We start from the raw sequence: 22,174 nt of genomic DNA on the forward strand, positions 1-22,174 counted from the left end.
GGGGGGGGGGGGGGGGGGGGCTGACGTGGTAGAAGCGCTGCTAAGTTTCAGCCCCTCCCCCGACCCCTCCCGCAAGCGGAAGGGGAGCGCAGGAGCCGAAGCGGTGGATTACTTCAAGCACCGATCCAGCCCGTTTCCCGCGACCACGTTGATCCGCGCGTTGATCTTGTTGCCATAGCGCCGGGTGAACCCGCGCGGGTCGATCGCCGCGCGCTTCTTGGGCAGTGGCAGCACCGCGGCGATCAGCGCCGCCTCGCGGTCCGACAGCTGCGATGCGTCGTGATGGAAATAGCGTTCGGCCCCGGCATTCACGCCGTAGGTCCCGATGCCGGTCTCGGCGACGTTGAGGTAAACCTCCATGATCCGCCGCTTGCCCCAGATATTCTCGATCAGCACGGTGAAGTACGCTTCCAGGCCTTTCCGGAAATAGCCGCCGCCCTGCCACAGGAACACGTTCTTGGCGGTCTGCTGGCTGATCGTCGAGCCGCCGCGAATCTTGTGCGTACCCTGGGCATTGCGCTGATAGGCCTTCTCGATCGCCGCGAAGTCGAAACCGTTATGCTGGCAAAAGCGCGAATCCTCGGCGGCGATCACGGCGCGCGCCATACTCGGATCGATGCGGCTGAGCGGCATCCAGTCCTTGGTGACGCCGTGCCCGGCGAACACGTCGCCGATCATCGTCCAGGTGATCGGCGGCGGCACGAAGCGATACACCGTCACCATCAGCAGCGACAGCAGCACGAAGCCGAATACCAGTTGAACCCCCAGCACGATCAGCCGACGCCACCAGGGCTTGCGCGGGCGGGCGGAGGAACGTCGGGGGGAGGAGGGGCGGGCGCGATTCTTGCTCACGCACCCGCCATGCCCCAGCCGGGGCGGTTCCTGCAATCACCTGGCAGGAACCGCGGCCCGATCAGTGGGTGGCGAGCAGGCGGCGGTCGCCTGCGAGGCGCATCATCGCCTTTTGCAGCTTCTCGAACGCGCGCACCTCGATCTGGCGGACGCGCTCGCGCGACACGCCATAGACCTGGCTCAGCTCCTCGAGCGTCTTGGGATCGTCGGTCAGGCGACGCTCGGTGAGGATGTGCTTCTCGCGCTCGTTGAGGTCTTCCATCGCCGAGACGAGCATGTCGTGGCGAACGTCCGCCTCCTGCGCGTCGGCGACGGCTTCGTCCTGCAGCGGACCTTCATCGGCCAGCCAATCCTGCCACTGGCTCTCGCCATCCTCGCGCATCGGCACGTTGAGCGAGGTATCCCCGCCCATCGCCATGCGGCGGTTCATCGAGGTGACCTCTTCCTCGGTCACGCCCAGATCGGTGGCGATCTTGGCGAGGTTCTCAGGGGACAGGTCGCCATCCTCGAACGCGTCGAGCTTGGCCTTCATCCGGCGCAGGTTGAAGAACAGCTTCTTCTGCGCGGCGGTCGTGCCCATCTTCACGAGGCTCCACGAGCGCAGGATGAATTCCTGGATCGAGGCGCGGATCCACCACATCGCATAGGTGGCGAGGCGGAAGCCGCGATCGGGCTCGAACTTCTTCACGCCCTGCATCAGGCCGATATTGCCTTCGGAGATCAGCTCCGAGACGGGCAGGCCATAGCCGCGATAGCCCATGGCGATCTTCGCCACGAGGCGAAGGTGCGAAGTGACCAGCTGCGCCGCCGCATCGGTGTCGCCATGCTCCTGGAAGCGCTTGGCGAGCATATATTCCTGCTCGGGGCTCAGGATCGGAAATTTCTTGATCTCGGCCAGGTAGCGATTGAGGCTCGCCTCGCCGCCGAGCGCGGGAATCGTCGCGGGGACGTTGCTGCCGCTAGCCATGATCGTATCTCCCTTTCCAACGGGCGCGTGTCCAAACGGGGGGACTCGGGCGCCCAAACCTCATACGAGAAGCTGGTTGAACAGTTCCTGCATGTCTGCAGGCATTACGCTATCGAACGCCAAAGCGTTACTTTTGATCGGGTGGATGAACCCGAGATGGGCCGCATGCAAGGCCTGGCGCTGGAAACCCAAGCTTGCCAGAAGTGCGCGGTGCGCGGAACGCATACTTCCATATAGAGGATCACCCACCAGCGGGTGGCCGATCGACGCCATGTGGACGCGCACCTGATGGGTACGTCCGGTTTCCAGCCGGCATTCGATCAACGTCGCGTCGCGCAGTTGGTTCAGCCGGGTCCAATGGGTAATCGCATGCTTGCCGTGACCGGGCGAACAGACCGCGATCTTCTTGCGGTTGCTTGGCGAGCGGGCCAGCGGCGCGTTCACCGTGCCGGTCGCGGCGAGCACCCGGCCGCTGGCGATCGCCCGGTAGCGCCGATCGATGCTGTGCGCCTTGAACTGCGCCGCTAGGCCGACATGCGCGCGATCGGTCTTCGCGGCCACCATCAGGCCCGACGTGTCCTTGTCGATCCGGTGGACGATCCCCGGCCGCGCGACACCGCCGATGCCCGAAAGCTGCCCGGCGCAGTGGTGGAGCAGCGCATTGACCAGCGTGCCGTCGAGATTGCCCGCCGCCGGATGGACGACCAGCCCGGCGGGCTTGTCGATCACGATCAGATGCTCGTCCTCGAACACCACGTTGAGCGGGATGTCCTGCGCCTCGTTGTGCGCGGGGGCGGGATCGGGCACCACGACCTGGAACACCGCACCGCCCACCGCCTTGCGGGCAGGGTCGCGGGCGAGATTGCCGTCGGGGCCGGTGACGGCGCCGGAGGAGATCAGCGCCTTCACCCGCTCGCGCGACAGCGTCGGCAGCGCATCGGTCAAGGCACGGTCGAGCCGCCAGCCATGCGCCTCGTCCGCGATCCGCGCTTCTAAGATGGAAACCCCCTGATTCATGTTTTACCGGAAATGGGCATGGGCGTTACGATTTCAAGATCTATACTGGACGGTATGAAAAAAGCTTCGGCGGCCGCCGCGCCGCGGGAAGCGTGCGGCCTGCTGCTGGGGAACGGGGACGTCGTTGCGCGCTTTACCCTCTGCGCCAATGTCGCGGACACGCCCGAGACGCACTTCGAGATCGACCCTGCGGCGCTGTTCGCCGCCTTGCGCGCGGAGCGAGCAGGCGGGGAGGCGCTGCTCGGCTATTGGCACTCGCATCCCAGCGGCGACGCGACGCCTTCCGCCACCGACGCAGCGATGGCCGCGCCGGACGGCAAACTCTGGCTGATCCTGGGCGGCGACGCGGCAACCTGCTGGCGCGCCGGGCGCTCCGGCCTGTGGGACCGCTTTGCCCAGGTGCCGCTGATCGGCGCCTAGGACGTGGACATGGGGCAGTCGATCAGGTCCGTCGGCGTTTCACCCAGTAGTTGCTGGCCGCACGCGATCAGCACCGCGAGCAGTTCGGCATAATGGTAGCGGATCATGGCGAACCCCGCCGGGTCGAACGCCCGACGGCTGGGCCCGAGATGGCGGACGAAGCGACCCGCCTCGGCGCGCTTGAGCACGCGGCGGACATGTGGCTGCGAAACGGCGAAGCGCTGGGCCAGCGCGGCGAGCGAGACGATGGCGCCGTCGGTGGGTTCGAACGCATCGTCGGTACAGGCGAGCACCAGCGCATGCAGGATCGAGCACCCCGCCAGCGGATGCAGGAAGGCCGCCCGCAGGCTGCGGAAGGGATCAGGCGCGTGGGTCATTGCGTAGAACCGCGCCGCCTGAAGGGCGAGGAACTGCTGGTAGGTGGCGGGATCGTCGAGCCGGTGGAGGACGGCCACCAAAGCCGGCTCGAGCATCGCCGCGGCATGCAGCGCGCCTTTCAGATGCGCGCACCACGCTTGCCGGAACGACGGCGTCGTGCGGTAGCTCTTGTCGTCGCCCGTCTCGAGCACGCCGATATGCGTCATGAACACCAGCAGCGCGCCGGCACGGTTCGCAGTGAGCAGGCCGGTGCCGGCGCAGATCTGGCGCAGCATGGTGGGCGTGAGGCCGCCGCGGGTATCGAGATACGCGGCCGACATCGCGGTGATGTAGTGGCCGGCATCCTTGAACACCGCGGCCAGCTGCCGGTTGTCATCGGCCGCGGCGAGGACGTTGGCGGCAAGCCCGCGCGCTGCCGGGCCGAACAGCGGGTGCGCGGCGATCTCGACCCAGGGGCGCGGCAATGCCGCCTGATCCAATTTCGCCGTTTGTAGCACTGTGTCCTCAATTCTGCTCGAAGCCAGCCGCTAGCATGATCCTGCACAGACGAAAAGTTTGTTCCACATACGCAATGACATTGGTCGATCTGTTCAGACGGCCGCCGACGCGATTTCGCGCAGCGCCTGTTCGAACGCCTCGGGCGGCTGGCCGCCGGAGATCAGATAGCGCTCGTTGATCACGATCGCCGGCACCGACTGGATGCCGCGCGACTGCCACAGCGCCTCTTCGGCCCGCACCTCCTCGGCATAGCGGCCGCTATCCAGCACCTCGGCCGCCTCGGCCGGGTCGAGGCCGGCCTGTTCCGCCGCCGCCAGCAGCACTGCGCGGTCGCCGGGGTTCCGCCCTTCGGTGAAATAGGCGGTGAACAGCGCGAGCTTGAGCGCCCGCTGGCCGCCCTCCAGGCCCGCCCAGTGCAGCAGCCGGTGCGCGTCGAACGTGTTGTAGATGCGGCTCTCGTCGGTCATCGCCATGGTGAAGCCGAGCGCGGCGGCGCGCTCGCGGATCATCGCGCGGGTGGCGGCGGACTGGTCCGGCGTCGCGCCATATTTGCGGCCGATATGCTCGACGATGTTCTCGCCCTCGGGCGCCATCGCGGGATTGAGCTCAAAGGGATGGAAGCGGATCTCGGCGTCGACCACGTCCGCGGTGCGGGCCAGCGCTTCCTCCAGGCCCTTCAGCCCGATGACGCACCAGGGGCAGACAATGTCGGAAACGAAATCAATGGTCATCGTGCGGGGCATGGCGCGTCCTGAACTGAGGGTATCAGGCGCAGGCTTACGGTACCTGTCGGCCTAAGGGAACGTGGGTCCAGATCGGATCGATCCCGCTATGGGCCTGCAGTCGCGCTTCGAACCCCGGCAAGGATCGCCTTGCTGGCGTCGCACAAATTGCCGGCGAACACCGTTCCCGGCTCCATCTGGTAGCGCGCTGCGCCGCCCGCGCGCGGGTCCACGCGCCGCAGCGCGACGGTCCGCTGCCCGCTCGCAAAGCCGCCCTGCTCGAACCAGAGGATCCAGTAGCGGCCAGCGCCATAGGCGCGGAGGAACTGGCGCTGGGGGAGGCCCGCACGCATCACGTCGGTCGCGCTGTACGGCGCGCCGGCCTCGGCGATGCCTCCGGCGGCGAAGCCGCGCCGCACTTCGGTTGCAACGGCGCCTGGCAGATCGGCGAGCCGGTGCACGACAACGGCGTCCGGCCCGAGATCGCAGACGGGCCCGGCCGGCGCGGCGCCCAGCAGCAGGAACAGGGGCAGGTGCATGCACGTCTCCCGGTTGTGGGCCGAGCCTAGAAAGCCCGTTGGGCAGCTTTAGGGCAGCCCCGGCGCCCCCGACGCCCTGCACGTCCGGAACGTTTTCGCCGCATCTCTCGTTAGGAGCGCCAATCTTCAGGGAGTGGTGCCATGCTTTGGACGATCGTCGTCATCCTCGTGATCCTGTGGCTGTTGGGCTTTTCATTCCATGTCGCCGGCGGGATCATCCATCTCCTGCTGGTCATTGCGCTGGTGATCGGCCTGATCCAGCTGTTCACCGGCCGCAGGGTCTGAACCGGGCGTCCGGCGGGCGTCAGTCGCCCGCCGGCCCCAGATAGTCTGCGCCGTACACCGCGCGGCGGAAATCGCGGTGCAGCGTGCCGTCGAACGGCGCCGTCTGGACCAGGAAGACCGCGGTGAGCTTGTTCGCCGGATCGACCCAGAACAGCGTCGACCAGGCGCCGTCCCAGAAAAACTCGCCGACCGCCCCGCGATTTTCCTCCGGGCTCTTCGGCTGCCCGTTGCGGACGAAGAAGTCGATGCCGAACCCGCCATTGCCCTTGCCGGGCAGCCACAGCCGCTCGGTAATCGCCGGATCGAGATCGTCGGTCGCCATCCGCGCGACGGTGGAGGGCTTGAGCAGCCGCACGCCGTCGAGGCTGCCCTTGTTCAGCAGCATGCGGGCGAAACGCATATAGTCGTCGCTCGTCGAGACGAGACCGAAGTCGCCGGGGGTGAGCTTGCGCGGGGCGAAGTTGATCCGCCGGATCATCGCATCGGGCATCCGCGCCAGCTTGCCGTCGGCGCCCTTCTGATAGCCCGCAGCGAGGCGGGGCAGGCGATCGGCCGGCTGGGTCCAGCCGGTGTCCTTCATGCCCAGCGGATCGAAGATATGCGCCTTCACATAGGCCTCGAACGGCATGCCCGAGAGCTTCTCGACGAGCAGCCCCTGCACCGCCACCGCGGCGCTGTAGCGCCACTGGGTGCCCGGCTGGTAGACCAGCGGGACCGCGGCCAGGCGGCGGCCGAACTCGGGCAGGTCATGGTCGAGGCCCAGCGGATCGGCCTTGTCGAACAGCTGGTCGGCGGGCTCGGTCTTGCCGCCATAGGAGAAGCCGGCGGTGTGGCGAAGGATGTCGCGGATCAGGATCGGGCGGCGCGGCGCCTCGGTGCGGACCGATCCGTCGGCGTTCTGGCCGGCATAGACGCGGACGTTTGCGAATTCGGGCAGATAGTCGGCGAGCGGATCGTCGATGCGGAACTTGCCCTGTTCCCAAAGCTGCATCAGTGCGACGCCGGTAACCGGCTTGGTCATCGAGAAGATCTGGATCAGCGTGTCGCGGGACATCGGCTTGTGCGCCTCGCGATCGGCATCGCCGCGGGCGCCGAAATAGACTTCGCGGCCATCCACCCAGACCAACGCCGACACACCGACCGCGCGGCCATCCGCCACCATCTTCGCCAGCGCCGCGTCAATACGGGCGCGATCGATGCGCAGCGGCGCGGGGGCGGGGCGGTGCTGCGCCTGTGCCTGTACTGGCGCAGGCACACTGGCCACGAGTGCGAGCGCGGGGGCAGTCAGGGCCATAAGATACTGCGTTTTCATGCACTTCCTCCCCATTTCCGCAGCTCGTCCGGCCGCAGCTTCCGGTGGCGCGATGCCGCCGCCACAATGCTTGCAGCTTTTTGTCCGCTGCGCCAAAGGGGATTCACAGCTGGAGCAGAAAAATTGAACATCAGCCCTACCGAATTCGCGAGCCTGCTTTGCTCTCGCCTGTGCCACGACTTGTTGAGCCCGGTGGGCGCGCTCAACAACGGCCTGGAACTGCTTGCCGACGAGCATGATCCCGAGATGCGGGCGCGCTGCCTGGAACTGCTGGCGGAGAGCGCGCGGGCCAGCGCCAACAAGCTGAAGTTCTTCCGCCTGGCGTTCGGCGCGGCCGGCGGATTCGGCGAAACGGTGGACACGCGCGAGGCGCAGGCGGCCCTGGAAGGGCTGTTCGGCGACAATCACCGGGTGAAGATCGGCTGGATGGTCGAGGAGCCGGTGATGGCCAAGCAGGCCATCAAGGTGCTGCTCAACCTGGCGCTGATCGGCGGCGACGCGCTGATTCGCGGCGGCCAGCTCGATATCGGTGCCGAGACTACCGACGGGACGATCGAGATCGTGATCCGCGCCGACGGCCCGCGCATCGTGCTCGACCCCGAACTGCGCGGCGCGCTGGCGGGTGGGCGCGACGAGATGCCGATCACGCCGCGCGCCGCGGCTGCGTATCTGGCGCACGAACTCGTCGTCCAGCATGGCGGCGAACTGCAGGTGAGCCCGCCCGATTCCGACGTGCTGCTGTTCGGCGCGTCGTTCCCGGTCGGCTGAGACGGGCCATAACCCGGAATTAACCCTCGGCCGCCATGGTGACCCCCGGAAATTTCCACCGGGGCCCCATGGACGACCTGCTGCAGGACTTCATCGCCGAGACGCGCGAGACGCTCGAGGCGCTTTCGGGCGAGATCGTCGCCTGGGAGTCGCATCCGGGCGACCGGGCGCGGCTCGATGCCATTTTCCGCTTCGTCCATACCGTGAAGGGCAGCTGCGGCTTTCTTGACCTGCCGCGGCTGGAGCGGCTGGCGCATGCCGCCGAGGACGTGCTGGCGCAGGTGCGCGACGGCGCGCGCACACCCGATCGCGCGCTGGTCAATGCGGTGCTCGCAGTGGTCGATCGGATCGGCGAGATCGTCGAGGCGATCGATGCCGGTGCCGCGCTCGATCATAGCGGCGAGGAACTGCTGATCGCGGCGTTGGCCGAAGGATCGGACGAGATCGTGCTGCCGACGCCGGTGGCGCAGCGCGCGCCGGCGCGCAGCGTGCGGCTGGGCGTCGAGCTGCTCGACCGGATGATGAACGGCATGTCGGAGATGGTGCTGGCGCGCAACGAGCTCGCCCGCCGGCTGCGGTCCCGCGACATCGATCCGGCCGTGGAGGCGGCGCTGGAGCGGCTCTCGCTCACCGTCGGCGAAATGCGCGACACGGTGACGCGCACCCGCATGCAGAAGATCGACGCGCTGTTCTCGCCGCTGCCGCGCATGGTGCGCGATACCGCGGCCGGGCTCGGCAAGTCGGTGGCGCTGCAGGTCGACGGCGCCGATGTCGAGCTCGATCGCGAGATGATCGAGGTGATGCGTGATCCGCTGGTCCACATCATCCGCAATGCGATCGACCATGGCCTCGAGGCACCGGCCGAGCGCCGCGCCGCGGGTAAGCGCGAGGTGGGGCGGCTGTCCGTCTCGGCGCGCCAGTCGGGCAACCAGATCATCGTCGAGATCGCCGATGACGGCCGCGGCGTGAATGTCGAGCGGCTGATCCAGAAGCTGGCGGCGACCGGCGTGCGCTCCGAGCGCGACCTGCGGGCGCTGCCGGAGCACGCCAAGCTCGAACTGATGTTCCACCCCGGCCTGTCGAGCAAGGACAGCGTGTCCGAAGTCAGCGGTCGCGGCGTCGGCATGGATGTGGTGAAGGCCAGCATCGACCAGATCGGTGGCCGCGTGGAACTCGACAACATTCCCGGCAAGGGGCTACGCATCGCCATCCACGTGCCGCTGACCCTGTCGATCATCTCGGCGATCATCGTCGGCGCGGGCAAGCAGCGCTTCGCCATTCCGCGCCAGTCGATCGAGGAGATTGTGAGCGAGCGCGGCGAGGCGATCCGGATCGATCTGCTGGGCGGCACGCCGATCGCGACGGTGCGTTCGCGGCGGATGCCGCTGCTCGATCTGGGGGAACTGCTCGAATTGTGTCCGGACCGCGAACTGCACGGGCCCCGCATGCTGGTGATCGTCTGTGCCGGCGCGGGCAGCTATGCGCTCGCGGTCGATACGGTGCTCGACAATGAGGAACTGGTGATCAAGCCGGCGTCCCCGGCGGTGATGGCGGCGGGCGTCTATGCCGGCCAGACACTGCCGGATTCGGGGCTGCCGATGCTGCTGCTCGATTGCGCAGGAATGGCGCGGGCCGGCGGGCTGGACTTCAGCCGCGACCTCGACGCCGCGTTCGGCGACGAGGGGGCCGAAGAGACGGCGCCGGGCCTGCCGGCGCTGCTGTTCGACGATCTCGACGGGGTCCGCCGCGCGGTACCGCTCGCTGCGGTCGACCGGGTGGAGAAGGTGGCGGCCGCGCAGGTCCAGATGGCCGCTGGCAGCTACCGGCTCGCCATCGACGGGCGGATCGTGCCGCTGGCGCTGCAGGGCAGTCTCGACGGCCGCGAACGGCTGAGCGTGCTCCGCCTGAAGGATGAGGACGTCGAGGTCGCCTATGCGATCGACGAGGCGATCGAGATCATCACGCTGCCGGCGGACATCGCGCCCGCCCGCACGCCGGGCGCCGCTGCCGGGGTGGCCCTGGTGGAGGGCGAGCAGATCGAACTGCTCGACGTGCTGTGGGTGTTCGACATGCATGTCGACCGGATTGCCGCCCGCGACGCGCCGCTGTGCCTGCTGACCGGTGACAAGGACGGCTGGCTGAGCACCTTCGTGCGGCCGCTGCTGGAAACGGCCGGCTACCGCGTCGCCGACAGCCTGTCGCCGGGCGAGGCGCCGGCGGTGGTGCTGGCTGCCGATGCCGGCATGTCCCCGGCCGCCGGTGATGCGCCGGTCGTGCGCCTCCGCCGCAAGCGCCAGGCCGATCCCGGCGACGACAGCGTCTATCGCTATGACCGGGCCGGGCTGCTGTTCGCCCTCGAAGCACGGCTTGCCGGCGGGGAGCGCTACTGATGACGGGGCAACTCTATCTGATCGCGGAGGTGGCCGGCCGCACCGTGGCGATCGATTCGGATCAGGTCGAATCGGTCGTCGATATCGGCGAGGTGACCGCCGTGCCGCGCGCGCCCAAGGCGGTGCGCGGGCTGGCGGCGCTGCGCAGCCGGGTGGTGACGGTGGTGGATACCGAGGCGGCGCTGGGGCTGAACGGCTGCACGCTCGCCCGGCGCGCGGTGATCACCCAGATCGACGGCCATCATTATGCGATGCTGGTCGACACGCTGGACGATGTCGCGCCGTTCGAGCTGCGCCCGCTGGCGAGCGGCATCGCGCTCGAGGGCAATTGGCGGGCAGCGGCGCGCGGCATCGTCGAACGCGACGGCGAGCCGGTGCTGGTGGTCGATCTGACGGCGATGGTGCCGGCGCCTTCCCTGCTTTCCTGACTCCCAGATTAACGGGAAGCTTACATCTACACTGGTACATCCAGCCTTTAGACGCACCTGCCAGGGGATCAGGGACCATGAAGACGTGCCTCGTCGTGGACGACTCGAAGGTGATCCGGAAAGTCGCCCGGCACATTCTGGAAACGCTGGATTTTGAGGTCCGTGAAGCCGGCGACGGGCGCGAGGCGCTCGATTCGTGCCTGGCCACGCCGCCCGATGTGGTGCTGCTCGACTGGAACATGCCGGTGATGAGCGGCATGGATTTCCTGCGCGCGCTCAAGAATTCGGGCCTGGAGCAGCGCCCCAAGGTGGTGTTCTGCACCACCGAGAACGGCATGGCCTATATCCGCGCCGCGATCGAGGCGGGCGCGGACGAATATGTGATGAAGCCGTTCGATCGCGAGACGCTGGAAAGCAAGCTGCAGATCGTGGGCGTCGCCTGACTTTCCTTCCGCCGGAGCGCGCCCGCGTGACGAGCCAGCCCTTCCCGCAATCCCCCGAAGCTGTCGGCGCGCCCGCGCGCGGGCAGGTGCTGATCGTCGACGATTCGGTCGTCGCGCGCTCGGTGCTCGGCCGCATGATCGAGGGGACCCAACGCTTCCAGGTGGCGGCGGCGCTGAGCGACGTGCGTGCTGCGCTCGATTATCTGTCGCGCGAGCGCGTCGACATCATCCTGCTCGACATCGCGATGCCCGGAATCGACGGCCTTACCGCGCTGCCCGACGTGGTCGCCGCGGGTCAGGGGGCGAAGGTGCTGATCGTGTCCTCCTCCGCCGACGAAGGTGCGGCGACGACGCTGCAGGCACTGGCGCTGGGCGCCGCGGACACGCTGGTCAAGCCCGGGGTCGGCGCCTTTGGCGGCCGTTTCGCCGAGGTGCTGGAGGAACGGCTGGCACGCCTGCTCGACATGCCGAGCGGGCCTGCCACCGCTGCCTGCCCGGTCGTGGCCCCGACGCCCAAGCCGACGACCGCCGCCGTGCAGCTCGACGGCGTGCAGATCGTCGCGATCGGCGCCTCCACGGGCGGCATCCACGCGCTCAGCCAGCTGTTCCGGCAGATCCCCGCGGGGTTCCAGCTGCCGATCCTGGTGACGCAGCACCTGCCGCCGAGCTTCATGAGCTATTTCGCCACCCAGCTCGCCGTCCTCGGCAGCCGCCCGTGCGACGTTGCGGTCGATCGGATGCGGATCCGCCCGGGCCGGATCATCATCGCCCCGGGCGAGGCGCATCTCAAGGTGGTGCGCACCTCCGAAGGCGCGGCGATCCGGCTGAGCACCGATTGGGCGCGCAGCGGCTGCATGCCCTCGGTCGATCCGATGTTCGACAGCGTCGCCGAGGTGTTCGGCGCGCGCGCGCTGGGCGTGGTGCTCAGCGGCATGGGACGCGACGGCTGCGAGGGCGCGGGCCGGCTCGTCGAGGCCGGGGCAAAGGTGCTGGTCCAGGACCAGGCGACATCGGTGGTGTGGGGCATGCCCGGCGCGGTGGCGAACGCCGGCCGGGCAAGCGCCGTGCTGCCGCCGGAAGAAATCGGCCGACTGATCGGCAGGGGAGGGGCGCGATGATCGAGACGATGGCGCCCAGCGCGGGTGCGATGCAGCTGATCGGGGCGTTGCTGGAGCAGCGGACCGGCCAGCAGATCGCCGCCAATCGCGCATGGCGTATTGAGACGGCGCTGAAGCCGGTGCTGCGCGAGCGCGGCTTGCCGAGCCTCGACGCACTGGTGGGGCAGCTGCTCGGCGCGCGATCGGGCGAACTGGCGGATCAGGTGGTGGACGTGCTGCTCAATCAGGAAACCAGCTTCTTCCGCGACGTTGCCGTGCTGGAGCAGATCGCCGCCGCGGCGGTCGCGCTGCAGGCCGCGGTGGGGAGCCGGCGGCTGCGCATCTGGTCTGCCGGATGCTCGACCGGGCAGGAGCCGCTGTCGCTCGCCATGCTGTTCGCTGAGAGGGCCGAGGCGTTCCCGATGCCGCCGGAGATTGTCGCGAGCGATGTTTCCAGCGTGGCGCTCGCCAAGGCAAAGGCAGGGCGCTACTCGCAGTTCGAGATCCAGCGCGGATTGCCGGTGCGGCGGATGGTCGAATGGTTCGACAGTGATGGCGGCGAATGGGTCGCCCATCAGGAACTGGTGCGCCGCGTGCAGTTCCGCCAGCACAACCTCACCGCCGACGCCCCGCCGCCGGGCAAGTTCGACATCATCCTGTGCCGCAACGTGATGCTGTATTTCTCGCTGCCGCTGCGCCGGCAGGTGTTCGACCGGCTGGCGACCGCGATCCAGCCCGGCGGGCTGCTGGTGCTGGGGGCGGGCGAGACGGTGATCGGGCTGACCGAGCATTTCACGCCGAGCGAGGCGTTCCGCGGCCTCTACCGCACCGCCGAAGCCGAGCCCGCACCGCTCGCCGCGGCTGGGTGACCTACGGATTGCGCGGAACGCCGCGCGCAGTAGAAGAATGCATGACCAGCGGCCTGGAAATTCACGACGCACCGTCCCCCAATTTCGGCGAACGTCTGTCGCCCGTCTCGATGATCGTGCTGCATTATACCGGCATGGAGAGCGGCGCGGCGGCGCTGGCGCGGCTGCGCGATCCCGAGGCGCAGGTCTCGGCGCATTATCTGATCGAGGAGGATGGCAGCATCTTCCGCCTGGTCGCGGAGGACAAGCGCGCCTGGCATGCCGGCCGCGCGCATTGGCGGGGCATCGACGACGTCAACTCGGCATCGATCGGCATCGAGCTGGTCAACCCGGGGCATGAACTCGGCTATCGCCCGTTCACGCCCGAGCAGATGAGCGCGCTGATCCCACTGGTCGCCGACATCAAGGAACGCCACGGCATCACCCGCGGCAATGTCGTCGGCCATTCGGACGTGGCGCCTTCGCGCAAGCAGGATCCCGGCGAGCTCTTCAACTGGCATGCGCTGGCCCGTCTCCGCCTCGCGCTGCCGCGGCCGACCCGCAACCTCGTCGATCCCGGCTGGCCGGAGGGCGGCTTCATGCTCGCGCTCGAGCGGTTCGGCTATGACGTGACCGATCCGGTGGCGGCGGTGACCGCGTTCCAGCGGCGCTTCCGGCCCGAACTGATCGACGGCGAGATCGATATGGAATGCCGCTGCATCCTGCTGGCGTTGCTGCTACCCAAGCCGCAGGGCGACGATTGAGCGATTCGTTTCGCGGCTAACCATGTTTGCTTACGGAACCCTAAGCGGAATCTGATGAAATGCGCACCGGAGGTACAAACGGTGAGCTTTTCGATCCGTCCGCAATCTACGCCGCTAGGGCCGGTGCATGTGCGCATGACCGGTATCGTTCGTGGTGACCAGAAAGGCCCCGGCATCGGCATCGTCAACGCGCCCACGGCCGCGGAGGCGACGGCGGAGCTCCACCGCGTCGCCCGCGTGGCCGGCGCCGACAAGGTGGTGAGCGTCGCGGCCGACTATCGTCGCGCTGCGCTGGCGGGCGGAACCACCAGTACCCAGTGGCGGATCGAAGTGCAGGCCTGGGGCACGGCGATGGCGCCGCCCAAGCCGGAAGCGACCGAGGCGCCCGACGACCCGCAGCGGCAGGAGGCGGACCGCGCCCGCGACGACGAAGCCGCCAAGCGTGCCCGCGACGCGCAGTCGAAGGCGGAGACGGCGGCCAGGACCGACGAGTCGTCCGAGGCCGACGCGAGGAAGGTGCACGAGCAGGCCGCGGCGCGCGCGCCCGAGGCACCAGCCCCGGCACCGGCACCGGCACCGGCACCGGCGGAGTCTTCCCCACCTCGGGCCGAATCCGCACCCAGTGCCGAGACGGCACCGGCGCCGCCGCCGGCCGAGCCCGCGCCGAGGCCCGAGCGCTGAACTGCTTGCACCTTGCCGCCGAGCCGTTACAGCGGGCGGTGCCAGAGGGTCGGGCGGCCGCCGCCTGCTGCAAAGCAGGGGGAGGAAAGTCCGGGCTCCACGGAACGACGGTGGCGGGTAATGCCCGCCGGGGGTGACCCCAGGGAAAGTGCCACAGAGAGCAGACCGCCCACTGCCCCGGTTCGCCGGGGTAAGGGCAAGGGTGAAAGGGTGCGGCAAGAGCGCACCGCGCGACCGGCAACGGAAGCGGCTTGGTAAACCCCACCGGGAGCAAGACCGAATAGGGATGGCACATGCGCCTCGTTCCGGCGCGTCGTCCGGGTTGGTTGCTGGAGCGGCGGAGCGATCCGTCGCCTAGAGGAATGGTCGCCTATCCCCTTCGGGGGTGGACAGAACCCGGCTTACAGACCCTCTGGCATTTTGGTTTTTGGCAGCTGCTGCGGTGCGGCGGGCTCTGGCCTTTGGCGGGCCCCGTGCCTATTTGGGCGATTTATGGCGCGACACACGCGATCGATGGACTGGGGCTTTCCCCGCTGGCGCGAGTATGGCTCGGAGCGCGAGGCCGCGCGCGTGCGCCTGTGCGACCGCGACGGCTGCGACAAGCCCGGCGACCGGCCCGCACCCAAGTCGCCGAACAATCCCGAGCGCTGGTATTTCTGCGAGGAACATGCCGCGGAATATAACCGCAACTGGGACTATTTCGCCGGGCTGACCGCGGAAGAGGCGGCGCAGCGCGAGGCGAATGAGCGGCGCACCGCGAATGGCTATGCGCATTCCGCCACCAACAGCTGGGCGGGGCCGGGCGACGGCAGCCGCTCGCGCGACGAGATGAAGGCGCTGGAAGTGCTGGAGCTGGAAGTGGACGCAAGCTTCGAAGCGGTGCGCGGCGCCTGGCGCCGGCTCGCCAAGGAATACCACCCGGACGTGCGGCCGAACGACGCCGCCGCCGCCAGGCAGTTCCAGGCGATCCAGGCCGCGTATGACGTGCTTAAGGCCGCCGAGGACCGGCGCCAGTGGAAGCCGCAATGAGCCAGCTGGTCGCGTCCAACTGGGGCAATGCGGTGCTGGTCTGCGGGAAATGCTCGAAGAAGCTTGGCGGCGGCTTCGGGCCCAAGGGCAAGATCTCGCTCGCCAAGGCGCTGCGCAAGGAGTTCGGGCTCGGCAAGGGCCGCAAGGCCGAGGTCGGCGTGGTGGAGACCAAGTGTCTGGGCGTGTGTCCGGGCGGCGCGGTGACGGTCGTCAACGGCGCGCAGGCGCGGGAGTGGCTGATCGTGAAGAAGGGCGCGGACCTGGAAGAGGTCGGGCGCGAGCTGGGGCTTTCCTGAGGCCCGCGCAAGGCGGCGCCCTCTCCAACCTCCCATCGTCATTCCCGCGAAGGCGGGAATCCATTCGCCAGTGCGCTTGGGGAAAGAACCGCGCTTTCAGCGGCAATGGATCCCCGTCTTCGCGGGGATGACGTGTAGCATGCTGAAGCGAACGGCTTGCCCTCTCCCGCGCGTGGAGAGGGGCTTACGCGTACCGTCCCGCCGTCTCGCGGATCAGCGCGATCATGTTGGGAATGCCCTGGGTCCGGTTCGAGCTGAGCTGATTCTTGAGGTCGAACGGTGCCAGTGCGCCTTCGATGTCGGTCGCCAGGATCTCGTCCGGGCTACGGTCCTGCACCGTCAGCAGCACCAGCGCGATGATGCCCTTGGTGATCGCGGCATTCGAATCCGCCAGGAAGTGGAGCCGGCCGTCCTCCAGCCGGGTGGGATAGACCCACACCGAGGCCGAGCAGCCCCGCACCAGCGTCGCATCGGTCTTGAGCGGATCGGGCATGTCCTCGAGCGCCTTGCCGAGATCGATCAGCAAGCGATAACGATCGTCGGCGTCGAGAAACCCGTATTCTTCCTGGAGATCGGCGAGGCTGGTCATCGGGCTGCGCTAGCGGGCCCGGCCGGGATTTTCCAGCCTCGCGGTTATTTGGTCGTCGTCGTGCCGTAGCGCAGGCTGAGCCGGGGGCGGGGTGCCCGTGCCGGCGCCGGCTGGGTGTCCGTCACCGGCGGGGTGGCCTGGCTCACAGGTCGACCCCGGCGGCGATCGCTTCCAGCTTGCGAATGCGCTCCTTGAGGTCCGCCAGCTCGATGCGCGAGGCGGGGCTGGGGATCGCTGCTGCGGGTTCCGGCCGGCGGAGTTCCTGCAGCTCGCGGTGCTTCAGCGCCAGCCAGCCGCGCCAGCCGGACAGCGCCGCGGCGGTCAGCATGCCGAGCCCGGCCAGGCCCGATACGGCGAGGGTGATGGTGACTTGCGGGTCGCTGGTCATGGGGTTCGCTCCCAGAAACATGGCTTAGATCCGGTTCTTGTCGCGCAGCTTCTCGATCTCGTGATCGAGCCGCAGGCTGGTTTCGTTGTCGGTGATGACGCGTTCGAGCACCTGGACGCGCTCCTTGAGGGCGCGGATCTCGTCGCGGAGGCGGTCGGCTTCGAACGTCTCGGCGGGATCGCGGGCGGAGAGGCCTTCCATCCTGTCGCCGCGGCCCCCCTTGATCACGCCGTAGCGCGCCTGGAGAACCTTGCCGATCGTGATCACGACGATGATGGCCACGACCATTTCGAACGGGTTCATTGCACCTTACTCCCCTAACTGGCGCGCGTGGCGCCTTAGTTCCCTGTTTGCGATGCCTGGGCGGCGCGGAGGGCGCGGCGGCGCGGGCGATCGCGGCTTTCGGCGAGGGCAATAGCTCCCCCGCACAGCGCGGCAAGCACTGCGAGCATGATAATCATCGAAATTTCCTTGCGTTGGGTGAGGGTGGAAGGCGCCGTTCAGTTCAGCGGCGCATCCCGAAGCTTTTCGATCTCGTCGGACAGCGCCATGCCGCGATCGGTGATGATCCGCTCGAGCACCTGCACCCGCTGCTCGAGCCGCTGGGTCTGGGCGGCGTATTGCGCGGCCTTTTCGGCGGCGAGCCCGGCCTCGATTTCCATGCGGCGCTCCCAGAGCTTGAACAGCGGGCGGAAGAACACGCCGCCGATGATCGCCACGAGGCCGCAGCTGATGCCAAGGATCGGGATGAGGATGGGGGAAAGCATGGCGTGCGTTCCTTTCAGTTCGAGCGGCCGCGCAGCGCGTCGATCTCGCGATCGAGCTGGTGCGCGCCATCGGTCACGATGCGTTCGACATTGGCGAGCCGGTCCTTCACTGCGCCGAGCTCGGCGCGCAGCTGCGCATTTTCCTGGCTGAGCAGCTTGACCCGCTCCACCGTCTCGTCGTTGCGCTGCGGATAGACCGACTTGCCCCAGGCATTTTCCAGCGGATAGCCGTGCTTGATGCGGAGCCAGTGGCTGAAGATCCCCGCGGCGATCCCGAAGAACCCCAGCGAGATGCCCGACAGGATGATCCAGGGCAGGAACGGTGCGAGCGCTACTTCGATCATCGGTCGTCTCCTGTCTTGGCATCGCTAGGTTGCCGGTCGCGCTGCTGCTTGGCGTGGCGGCGCGGACCGATGATCCCCGTTGCGGCAGCAGCAATGAAGAGCGTGATCCCGGCCAGGACGACCCAGCTAAGGAGCGAGGGCGGGACAATGTCTATCTCGAACATCGATTGTCTCCTCAGCGCAGCGAATCGATCGCGCGGGCAGTGCGCTCGGCAGGATCGGTGGCGATCCGCTCGAGCACGGAAATCCGGTCTTCCAGCCGGCTGATCTGGCCTGCGAGCCGTTCGTTCTCGGCTGCGAGCAGGCTGATCTTGCGGTCGGCGTCGGGATCGGCCTTGTGAATATTCTCGCCGTGATCGTCGCTGATCGAATAGCCGTGCTTGGCACGGATCCAGTTGTTGGCGAGCCACCCGAAGGTGGAGAGTGCCATCAGCGCGATCACGAATTCGGGACCACCCCAGTTCATCGTCGTGCCTCCCTGTTGACGACCTGCGCCTCAGCGCAGGCTGTCGATCTCGTCGGCGAGCCGAGTGTTGCGGCTCGTGTAGAACAGCTCGATGTCGGCAAGCCGGCGATCAATGTCGCGGAACTTCGAGCGGACCTCGGCGGTCGAGCGCTTGGGGCTCGAGCGGACGCCCTGCCAAAAGCGTTCGTCCTCCGGCGTGTCGTACAGGCCCACCGGCTTGGGGTTGGCGAGCCAGGCGATCACGAAATAGCCCAGCGCGACCCAGCCCGTGGCGACGGTGAGCAGCACGGTGGCCACTCGCACCCAGGTCACGTCGATGCCCGTGTAATCCGCCAGGCCGGCACAGACGCCCATGAACTTGCGGTTCTGACGATCGAGATAGAATTTGGTGCGAGCGGACATCTCAGTTCCTCCGGGAAGGATCGTATGGCGCCTGCTCGGGGCGCTGGGCCGAGAGCGGGCGGTAGTCGGGGTTATCGGCGGCGATGATGCGTTCTACCGTCATCAGCCGGTCTTCGAGCATCCGCGCCGTGCGGTAGAGGTCGTCGAGCAGGTTCTCGTCTTCCCGGGTGATGGTGCCGGCCTGCTTCCACTTGGTCACATAGTGGAAGACGATCCAGGGCAGTCCGAGGAAGAGGATGGCACAGACGAAGACCGGGATGAGGAATTCGTTCACGCGTCAGGCTCCCTTGTTGAGACGAGCCTTCAGCGCTTCGAGTTCGGCATCGACCTTTTCCGACGAGCGGAGTTCGGCGATTTCCTCTTCGAGCGTCTTCGGGTTGCCGCCCAGGCCCATCGCATCGGCACGGCCTTCGGCCAAATCGACGCGGCGTTCCAGGATGTCGAAGCGCGAGAAAGCGTCCTGCATCTTCGACCCGTTGGTCATTTCCCGCAAGCGGGCGCGGTTGTTCGCGCTTTCGAGGCGGGCGACGATCGAGTTCTGCCGGGTGCGGGCCTCGCGCAGCTTGTTCTGCAGCTTGTTGATGTCCTCTTCCGAGGCGCGGAGCGCATCGTCGAGCACGGCGATTTCCTGCTGCAGCTGGTCGCACATGTCGGCGGCCTTCTGCTTTTCGACCAGCGCGGCCTTGGCGAGGTCCTCGCGGTCCTTCGACAGGGCTAGCTCGGCCTTTTCGGTCCAGCTGTCCTGAAGCTTTTCGAGCTTGGCGATGTGGCGGCGCATTTCCTTCTGATCGGCGATCGTCCGGGCGGCGCTGGCGCGAACCTCGACCAGCGTTTCCTCCATCTCGAGGATGATCATGCGGATCATCTTGGCGGGGTCTTCCGCCTTGTCGAGCAGGTCGGTGACGTTGGCGGCGATAATGTCGCGGGTTCGCGAGAAGATACCCATGATTTGCGCTCCTTCGTATGTTCTTCGGGGGTGCCGCCGGAAGGGATGGGGGCCCTTCCGGCGGCTCCGGCACCGCCGAGGGAGGCAGTGCCGGGAGACCTCATAGGCCCGCCTCAGGCGATCGCCGGGGCCACCGCGCCGGCGGTGAGAACCACGCTGGCGAGGAAGGCGAAGGAAATCGCCACGAAGGCGGTGCGGAGGGTGTTGATCTGGTTGCTCATCGTATCTGTCCTGAACCTTGGTAGGTTGAAGTGGCTGCCCGTCATCGGGCTTGCCTCCATCTTTGCAGGAGGCGTGCCAAGTTCCGAAAATGGCGGAAAACCGAGATTCTTGTATTGACTACAAGTGTAGTTTACAAAATGCCCTTGCTAATAGTTGGGAAAATTCGCCAAGCTTTGCGGCATGGAGCGGATTACCCAGGTCATCGGCCAATCCTCGGCCTTTCTTGACGCGTTGGAACGGGCGAGCCGGGCGGCGGCGCTCGATCGCCCGGTGCTGGTGATCGGCGAGCGCGGTACCGGCAAGGAACTGGTCGCCGAGCGTCTTCACCGCCTGAGCCCGCGCTGGGACCAGCCGCTCGTCACGATGAACTGCGCGGCACTTCCCGAGACGCTGATCGAGGCCGAATTGTTCGGCCACGAAGCAGGTGCGTTCACCGGCGCCACCAAGGCGCGGACCGGCCGGTTCGAGGAGGCCGATGGCGGCACGCTGTTCCTCGACGAGCTGGGCACGCTGTCGATGGGGGCGCAGGAGCGGCTGCTGCGCGCGGTGGAATATGGCGAGGTGACGCGGATCGGTGCGTCGCGACCGGTGCGGGTCGACGTGCGCATCGTCGCGGCGACCAACGAGCATCTGCCATACCGCGTGGAAAAGGGCACCTTCCGCGCCGACCTGCTCGACCGGCTGAGCTTCGAGGTGGTAACCCTGCCGCCGCTGCGGCACCGCGGTGGCGACGTCGAGGTACTGGCCGATTTCTACGGGCGGCGCATGGCGTCGGAACTGGGCTGGCAGGATTGGCCGGGCTGGGGGCCGCATGCGCTGGATGCGCTGCTCTCCTATGACTGGCCGGGCAATGTCCGCGAGTTGCGCAACGTCGTGGAGCGCGCGGTCTATCGCTGGGAGCAGGGCGGGCCGATCGACCGGATCGAGATCGATCCCTTTGCCTCGCCCTTTCGTCCGCGGCCCATGGCCTCGTCGATGAATCCGGTGGAGAAGCCGGCCGAACCGGCGGCGCCGGCGGCAACGCCCGCGGCGGCGCCCGACCCCGCGGACCTGGGCGGGGACTTCAAGACGCGCGTTTCGCGGTTCGAGAAGCAGCTCCTCTCGCAGGCGCTGGCAGAACACCGCTTCAACCAGCGCGCGACGGCCGAGGCGCTGGGGCTGACCTATGACCAGCTGCGACATGCGCTCCGGCGGCATGACCTGCTGGGGGCGGGAGTGTGATATTGCGAACCGTTCGCGATATTGTTGCGAGCGATTAGCGATAAGGGTGCAGGCGCTCGCATGGGCGCGTGAGGCCCTTCAAGCCATACATCGTCATTCCCGCGGAGGCGGGAATCCATTTGCCAGGACGTAGGTGGAAAGAACCGCGGCTTCAGCGTCTATGAATCCCCGCCTTTGCGGGGATGACCTAGGGTGTTGCCAAGGGCCGCTATTCCCCGAATGCCTGCGCGGCGATGAAGTCCGCGACCTGCTTCCCCTGCGGGGTCTCCGGCAAGATGATATTGAAATGGTCTGCGCCGCCAGGGGCGAGCTTCACCACCGTATCGCCAGAGGCGAGCGCGGCCTGGGTGTAGGGCTCCATCATCATGCCGAGCGCGCCGAGCACCACCAGCTGGTGCACGCCGAGCGGCAGATGCTCCTGCGGGCTGGCGAGCGCATAGGCGGCTGGCCTGTCGGCCGGGGCGCCCCCCATGAACGGAACGATCGCGGGCGCGCCGCAGATCTGTTCGTCGATGCCGACGAACGGCGCGAGTGTGCCGGGTCCGTCGATCGCCACCGCCGTCTCCGGCTTGACCATCATCGCTCCGGCCAGCGGATCGCGCAGCTTCGGCCGCGCTGCGACCCACAGCGCGAGATGCGCGCCGGCGCTATGTCCCACTATGGCGACATGACGCAGGTCGAGCGGCTGGGTCTTGGCCAACACGGCCAGATAATCGGTCGCGGCGGCAACATCCTCGAACGTGCCGGGATAGCCGCCGCCGGGATTGCCGGTGCGACGATATTCGATGTTCCAGGTGGCGATCCCGCGCGCGGTGAGCGCCTCGGCGAGCGGCGCGGTGCCCTGCCAATCCTCCATCTTCGCGTTCCAGCAGCCGCCATGGATCACCACGGCGACCGGGAAGGGGCCCTTGCCCTTGGGCAGGCGAAGTTCGCCCTTCTGCAGCGGATCGGCGCCATAGGCTGCGACGAGCGCCGGTGCCGCGACGCGGGCCTTTGCCGCGTTCAGCACGGCGCGCGCGTTGTTCTGCGCCCATGCCGGGCCTGCGGTGGTCGCGAGCAGCAGCAGCGCAAGCATCGGACGCAGCATCGGCAACC

The 22,174-nt window shown here is 67.7% G+C and carries 31 protein-coding genes and 1 other RNA gene; 14 read left to right on the forward strand and 18 right to left on the reverse strand.

Annotation, left to right across the window (positions count from 1 at the left end):
* Positions 1 to 108 precede the first annotated feature (108 nt).
* From mtgA to SAZ01S_RS04470, 3 genes are all read right to left on the reverse strand, one after another.
* Positions 109 to 852, reverse strand: a complete 744-nt coding sequence (gene mtgA / locus SAZ01S_RS04460; protein ID WP_084580486.1) for a monofunctional biosynthetic peptidoglycan transglycosylase — start codon at positions 850 to 852, stop codon at positions 109 to 111.
* Positions 853 to 913: 61 nt separating this feature from the next.
* Entirely contained in the window at positions 914 to 1,819 is a 906-nt protein-coding gene (gene rpoH, locus SAZ01S_RS04465; protein ID WP_084580488.1) for an RNA polymerase sigma factor RpoH, read from the reverse strand.
* Between the two features lie 60 nt (positions 1,820 to 1,879).
* On the reverse strand, positions 1,880 to 2,836 hold the full coding sequence (locus tag SAZ01S_RS04470) for an RluA family pseudouridine synthase (RefSeq protein ID WP_084580490.1): 957 nt from the start codon (positions 2,834 to 2,836) through the stop codon (positions 1,880 to 1,882).
* A 54-nt stretch (positions 2,837 to 2,890) separates the two neighbouring features.
* Here SAZ01S_RS04470 and SAZ01S_RS04475 point away from each other — a divergent pair, with 54 nt between their 5' ends.
* Positions 2,891 to 3,256, forward strand: coding sequence for a M67 family metallopeptidase (locus tag SAZ01S_RS04475; RefSeq protein ID WP_084580492.1), 366 nt, complete (start codon positions 2,891 to 2,893; stop codon positions 3,254 to 3,256).
* Here the strand turns inward: SAZ01S_RS04475 and SAZ01S_RS04480 are convergent.
* The 3 genes from SAZ01S_RS04480 to SAZ01S_RS04490 form a co-directional block, all read right to left on the reverse strand.
* Positions 3,253 to 4,098 (reverse strand): hypothetical protein, encoded by an 846-nt coding sequence (locus SAZ01S_RS04480; RefSeq protein WP_139809935.1) that lies wholly within the window; start codon positions 4,096 to 4,098, stop codon positions 3,253 to 3,255. The genes SAZ01S_RS04475 and SAZ01S_RS04480 overlap by 4 nt on opposite strands.
* Before the next feature lie 126 nt (positions 4,099 to 4,224).
* Positions 4,225 to 4,875, reverse strand: coding sequence for a DsbA family oxidoreductase (locus SAZ01S_RS04485; RefSeq protein ID WP_084580496.1), 651 nt, complete (start codon positions 4,873 to 4,875; stop codon positions 4,225 to 4,227).
* A gap of 86 nt (positions 4,876 to 4,961) precedes the next feature.
* Complete coding sequence (locus SAZ01S_RS04490) at positions 4,962 to 5,393, reverse strand: hypothetical protein (protein ID WP_084580498.1); 432 nt, start codon at positions 5,391 to 5,393, stop codon at positions 4,962 to 4,964.
* A gap of 141 nt (positions 5,394 to 5,534) precedes the next feature.
* On the opposite strand from SAZ01S_RS04490, the gene SAZ01S_RS23535 reads away from it, so the two are divergent.
* Positions 5,535 to 5,678: a lmo0937 family membrane protein gene (locus tag SAZ01S_RS23535; protein WP_139809936.1), complete on the forward strand. Its 144-nt coding sequence runs from the start codon at positions 5,535 to 5,537 to the stop codon at positions 5,676 to 5,678.
* Positions 5,679 to 5,697: 19 nt separating this feature from the next.
* Here SAZ01S_RS23535 and SAZ01S_RS04495 read toward each other — a convergent pair whose 3' ends face one another.
* Complete coding sequence (locus tag SAZ01S_RS04495) at positions 5,698 to 6,990, reverse strand: serine hydrolase domain-containing protein (protein WP_245824607.1); 1,293 nt, start codon at positions 6,988 to 6,990, stop codon at positions 5,698 to 5,700.
* A 123-nt stretch (positions 6,991 to 7,113) separates the two neighbouring features.
* Here SAZ01S_RS04495 and SAZ01S_RS04500 point away from each other — a divergent pair, with 123 nt between their 5' ends.
* From SAZ01S_RS04500 to SAZ01S_RS04550, 11 genes are all read left to right on the forward strand, one after another.
* Positions 7,114 to 7,758 carry a histidine phosphotransferase family protein gene (locus SAZ01S_RS04500; RefSeq protein WP_084580502.1) on the forward strand — a complete coding sequence of 215 codons (645 nt, stop codon included), beginning with the start codon at positions 7,114 to 7,116 and terminating at the stop codon, positions 7,756 to 7,758.
* A 68-nt stretch (positions 7,759 to 7,826) separates the two neighbouring features.
* On the forward strand, positions 7,827 to 10,148 hold the full coding sequence (locus tag SAZ01S_RS04505) for a chemotaxis protein CheA (protein ID WP_084580504.1): 2,322 nt from the start codon (positions 7,827 to 7,829) through the stop codon (positions 10,146 to 10,148).
* Positions 10,148 to 10,576 (forward strand): chemotaxis protein CheW, encoded by a 429-nt coding sequence (locus SAZ01S_RS04510; protein WP_084580506.1) that lies wholly within the window; start codon positions 10,148 to 10,150, stop codon positions 10,574 to 10,576. The genes SAZ01S_RS04505 and SAZ01S_RS04510 overlap by 1 nt, the downstream gene beginning before the upstream one ends.
* A 77-nt stretch (positions 10,577 to 10,653) precedes the next feature.
* Positions 10,654 to 11,019 carry a response regulator gene (locus tag SAZ01S_RS04515; protein ID WP_084580508.1) on the forward strand — a complete coding sequence of 122 codons (366 nt, stop codon included), beginning with the start codon at positions 10,654 to 10,656 and terminating at the stop codon, positions 11,017 to 11,019.
* A 26-nt stretch (positions 11,020 to 11,045) separates the two neighbouring features.
* Complete coding sequence (gene cheB / locus SAZ01S_RS04520; protein WP_084580510.1) at positions 11,046 to 12,137, forward strand: chemotaxis-specific protein-glutamate methyltransferase CheB; 1,092 nt, start codon at positions 11,046 to 11,048, stop codon at positions 12,135 to 12,137.
* Positions 12,134 to 12,985: a CheR family methyltransferase gene (locus SAZ01S_RS04525; RefSeq protein WP_245824608.1), complete on the forward strand. Its 852-nt coding sequence runs from the start codon at positions 12,134 to 12,136 to the stop codon at positions 12,983 to 12,985. Before cheB ends, SAZ01S_RS04525 begins: the two co-directional genes overlap by 4 nt.
* Positions 12,986 to 13,026: 41 nt before the next feature.
* Entirely contained in the window at positions 13,027 to 13,728 is a 702-nt protein-coding gene (locus tag SAZ01S_RS04530; RefSeq protein WP_084580512.1) for an N-acetylmuramoyl-L-alanine amidase, read from the forward strand.
* A gap of 135 nt (positions 13,729 to 13,863) precedes the next feature.
* The gene (locus tag SAZ01S_RS04535) at positions 13,864 to 14,409 is read left to right on the forward strand and encodes a hypothetical protein (RefSeq protein ID WP_084580554.1); all 546 of its coding nucleotides are present in this window, start codon (positions 13,864 to 13,866) and stop codon (positions 14,407 to 14,409) included.
* Between the two features lie 41 nt (positions 14,410 to 14,450).
* Positions 14,451 to 14,829, forward strand: an RNA gene (gene rnpB, locus SAZ01S_RS04540) — RNase P RNA component class A.
* A 72-nt stretch (positions 14,830 to 14,901) separates the two neighbouring features.
* Complete coding sequence (locus tag SAZ01S_RS04545; protein WP_084580514.1) at positions 14,902 to 15,438, forward strand: J domain-containing protein; 537 nt, start codon at positions 14,902 to 14,904, stop codon at positions 15,436 to 15,438.
* Positions 15,435 to 15,734 (forward strand): hypothetical protein, encoded by a 300-nt coding sequence (locus SAZ01S_RS04550; RefSeq protein WP_084580516.1) that lies wholly within the window; start codon positions 15,435 to 15,437, stop codon positions 15,732 to 15,734. Before SAZ01S_RS04545 ends, SAZ01S_RS04550 begins: the two co-directional genes overlap by 4 nt.
* 184 nt (positions 15,735 to 15,918) lie before the next feature.
* Here the strand turns inward: SAZ01S_RS04550 and SAZ01S_RS04555 are convergent, their stop codons facing one another.
* The 10 genes from SAZ01S_RS04555 to pspA form a co-directional block, all read right to left on the reverse strand.
* Positions 15,919 to 16,323: a SufE family protein gene (locus tag SAZ01S_RS04555; protein WP_084580518.1), complete on the reverse strand. Its 405-nt coding sequence runs from the start codon at positions 16,321 to 16,323 to the stop codon at positions 15,919 to 15,921.
* Between the two features lie 142 nt (positions 16,324 to 16,465).
* Positions 16,466 to 16,711, reverse strand: a complete 246-nt coding sequence (locus SAZ01S_RS04560) for a hypothetical protein (RefSeq protein WP_084580520.1) — start codon at positions 16,709 to 16,711, stop codon at positions 16,466 to 16,468.
* 24 nt (positions 16,712 to 16,735) lie between these two features.
* The gene (locus SAZ01S_RS04565) at positions 16,736 to 17,014 is read right to left on the reverse strand and encodes a hypothetical protein (protein ID WP_084580522.1); all 279 of its coding nucleotides are present in this window, start codon (positions 17,012 to 17,014) and stop codon (positions 16,736 to 16,738) included.
* 197 nt (positions 17,015 to 17,211) lie between these two features.
* Positions 17,212 to 17,478, reverse strand: a complete 267-nt coding sequence (locus tag SAZ01S_RS04570; RefSeq protein WP_084580524.1) for a hypothetical protein — start codon at positions 17,476 to 17,478, stop codon at positions 17,212 to 17,214.
* Between the two features lie 14 nt (positions 17,479 to 17,492).
* A complete protein-coding gene (locus tag SAZ01S_RS04575) occupies positions 17,493 to 17,822 on the reverse strand; it encodes a hypothetical protein (RefSeq protein WP_084580526.1) in 330 nt (109 codons plus the stop codon).
* Positions 17,819 to 17,986, reverse strand: coding sequence for a hypothetical protein (locus SAZ01S_RS23950; protein ID WP_167693068.1), 168 nt, complete (start codon positions 17,984 to 17,986; stop codon positions 17,819 to 17,821). Before SAZ01S_RS23950 ends, SAZ01S_RS04575 begins: the two co-directional genes overlap by 4 nt.
* Before the next feature lie 11 nt (positions 17,987 to 17,997).
* Positions 17,998 to 18,288 (reverse strand): hypothetical protein, encoded by a 291-nt coding sequence (locus tag SAZ01S_RS04580; RefSeq protein WP_084580528.1) that lies wholly within the window; start codon positions 18,286 to 18,288, stop codon positions 17,998 to 18,000.
* A gap of 30 nt (positions 18,289 to 18,318) precedes the next feature.
* Positions 18,319 to 18,690 (reverse strand): envelope stress response membrane protein PspC, encoded by a 372-nt coding sequence (gene pspC, locus SAZ01S_RS04585; RefSeq protein WP_084580530.1) that lies wholly within the window; start codon positions 18,688 to 18,690, stop codon positions 18,319 to 18,321.
* A gap of 1 nt (position 18,691) precedes the next feature.
* Positions 18,692 to 18,964 carry an envelope stress response membrane protein PspB gene (pspB, locus tag SAZ01S_RS04590; RefSeq protein WP_084580532.1) on the reverse strand — a complete coding sequence of 91 codons (273 nt, stop codon included), beginning with the start codon at positions 18,962 to 18,964 and terminating at the stop codon, positions 18,692 to 18,694.
* Between the two features lie 3 nt (positions 18,965 to 18,967).
* Positions 18,968 to 19,636, reverse strand: coding sequence for a phage shock protein PspA (gene pspA, locus SAZ01S_RS04595; protein ID WP_084580534.1), 669 nt, complete (start codon positions 19,634 to 19,636; stop codon positions 18,968 to 18,970).
* 402 nt (positions 19,637 to 20,038) lie between these two features.
* On the opposite strand from pspA, the gene pspF reads away from it, so the two are divergent.
* Positions 20,039 to 21,079, forward strand: a complete 1,041-nt coding sequence (pspF, locus tag SAZ01S_RS04600) for a phage shock protein operon transcriptional activator (RefSeq protein WP_084580536.1) — start codon at positions 20,039 to 20,041, stop codon at positions 21,077 to 21,079.
* A gap of 208 nt (positions 21,080 to 21,287) precedes the next feature.
* Here pspF and SAZ01S_RS23540 read toward each other — a convergent pair whose 3' ends face one another.
* Positions 21,288 to 22,166: an alpha/beta hydrolase gene (locus SAZ01S_RS23540; RefSeq protein ID WP_218018019.1), complete on the reverse strand. Its 879-nt coding sequence runs from the start codon at positions 22,164 to 22,166 to the stop codon at positions 21,288 to 21,290.
* Between the last annotated feature and the right edge of the window lie 8 nt (positions 22,167 to 22,174).

It is taken from the genome of Sphingomonas azotifigens NBRC 15497 (genome assembly GCF_002091475.1).
GTDB classification, from domain to species: domain Bacteria; phylum Pseudomonadota; class Alphaproteobacteria; order Sphingomonadales; family Sphingomonadaceae; genus Sphingomonas; species Sphingomonas azotifigens.

Coding starts and splice junctions, on each gene's coding strand:
- rpoH (WP_084580488.1), bottom strand. CDS start 1,819: ATGGCTAGCGGCAGCAACGTCCCCGCGACGATTCCCGCGCTCGGCGGC.
- SAZ01S_RS04470 (WP_084580490.1), bottom strand. CDS start 2,836: ATGAATCAGGGGGTTTCCATCTTAGAAGCGCGGATCGCGGACGAGGCG.
- SAZ01S_RS04475 (WP_084580492.1), top strand. CDS start 2,891: ATGAAAAAAGCTTCGGCGGCCGCCGCGCCGCGGGAAGCGTGCGGCCTG.
- SAZ01S_RS04485 (WP_084580496.1), bottom strand. CDS start 4,875: ATGCCCCGCACGATGACCATTGATTTCGTTTCCGACATTGTCTGCCCC.
- SAZ01S_RS04490 (WP_084580498.1), bottom strand. CDS start 5,393: ATGCACCTGCCCCTGTTCCTGCTGCTGGGCGCCGCGCCGGCCGGGCCC.
- SAZ01S_RS23535 (WP_139809936.1), top strand. CDS start 5,535: ATGCTTTGGACGATCGTCGTCATCCTCGTGATCCTGTGGCTGTTGGGC.
- SAZ01S_RS04495 (WP_245824607.1), bottom strand. CDS start 6,990: ATGAAAACGCAGTATCTTATGGCCCTGACTGCCCCCGCGCTCGCACTC.
- SAZ01S_RS04505 (WP_084580504.1), top strand. CDS start 7,827: ATGGACGACCTGCTGCAGGACTTCATCGCCGAGACGCGCGAGACGCTC.
- SAZ01S_RS04510 (WP_084580506.1), top strand. CDS start 10,148: ATGACGGGGCAACTCTATCTGATCGCGGAGGTGGCCGGCCGCACCGTG.
- SAZ01S_RS04515 (WP_084580508.1), top strand. CDS start 10,654: ATGAAGACGTGCCTCGTCGTGGACGACTCGAAGGTGATCCGGAAAGTC.
- SAZ01S_RS04525 (WP_245824608.1), top strand. CDS start 12,134: ATGATCGAGACGATGGCGCCCAGCGCGGGTGCGATGCAGCTGATCGGG.
- SAZ01S_RS04530 (WP_084580512.1), top strand. CDS start 13,027: ATGACCAGCGGCCTGGAAATTCACGACGCACCGTCCCCCAATTTCGGC.
- SAZ01S_RS04535 (WP_084580554.1), top strand. CDS start 13,864: ATGACCGGTATCGTTCGTGGTGACCAGAAAGGCCCCGGCATCGGCATC.
- SAZ01S_RS04545 (WP_084580514.1), top strand. CDS start 14,902: ATGGCGCGACACACGCGATCGATGGACTGGGGCTTTCCCCGCTGGCGC.
- SAZ01S_RS04550 (WP_084580516.1), top strand. CDS start 15,435: ATGAGCCAGCTGGTCGCGTCCAACTGGGGCAATGCGGTGCTGGTCTGC.
- SAZ01S_RS04555 (WP_084580518.1), bottom strand. CDS start 16,323: ATGACCAGCCTCGCCGATCTCCAGGAAGAATACGGGTTTCTCGACGCC.
- SAZ01S_RS04560 (WP_084580520.1), bottom strand. CDS start 16,711: ATGACCAGCGACCCGCAAGTCACCATCACCCTCGCCGTATCGGGCCTG.
- SAZ01S_RS04565 (WP_084580522.1), bottom strand. CDS start 17,014: ATGAACCCGTTCGAAATGGTCGTGGCCATCATCGTCGTGATCACGATC.
- SAZ01S_RS04570 (WP_084580524.1), bottom strand. CDS start 17,478: ATGCTTTCCCCCATCCTCATCCCGATCCTTGGCATCAGCTGCGGCCTC.
- SAZ01S_RS04575 (WP_084580526.1), bottom strand. CDS start 17,822: ATGATCGAAGTAGCGCTCGCACCGTTCCTGCCCTGGATCATCCTGTCG.
- SAZ01S_RS23950 (WP_167693068.1), bottom strand. CDS start 17,986: ATGTTCGAGATAGACATTGTCCCGCCCTCGCTCCTTAGCTGGGTCGTC.
- SAZ01S_RS04580 (WP_084580528.1), bottom strand. CDS start 18,288: ATGAACTGGGGTGGTCCCGAATTCGTGATCGCGCTGATGGCACTCTCC.
- pspC (WP_084580530.1), bottom strand. CDS start 18,690: ATGTCCGCTCGCACCAAATTCTATCTCGATCGTCAGAACCGCAAGTTC.
- pspA (WP_084580534.1), bottom strand. CDS start 19,636: ATGGGTATCTTCTCGCGAACCCGCGACATTATCGCCGCCAACGTCACC.
- pspF (WP_084580536.1), top strand. CDS start 20,039: ATGGAGCGGATTACCCAGGTCATCGGCCAATCCTCGGCCTTTCTTGAC.
- SAZ01S_RS23540 (WP_218018019.1), bottom strand. CDS start 22,166: ATGCTGCGTCCGATGCTTGCGCTGCTGCTGCTCGCGACCACCGCAGGC.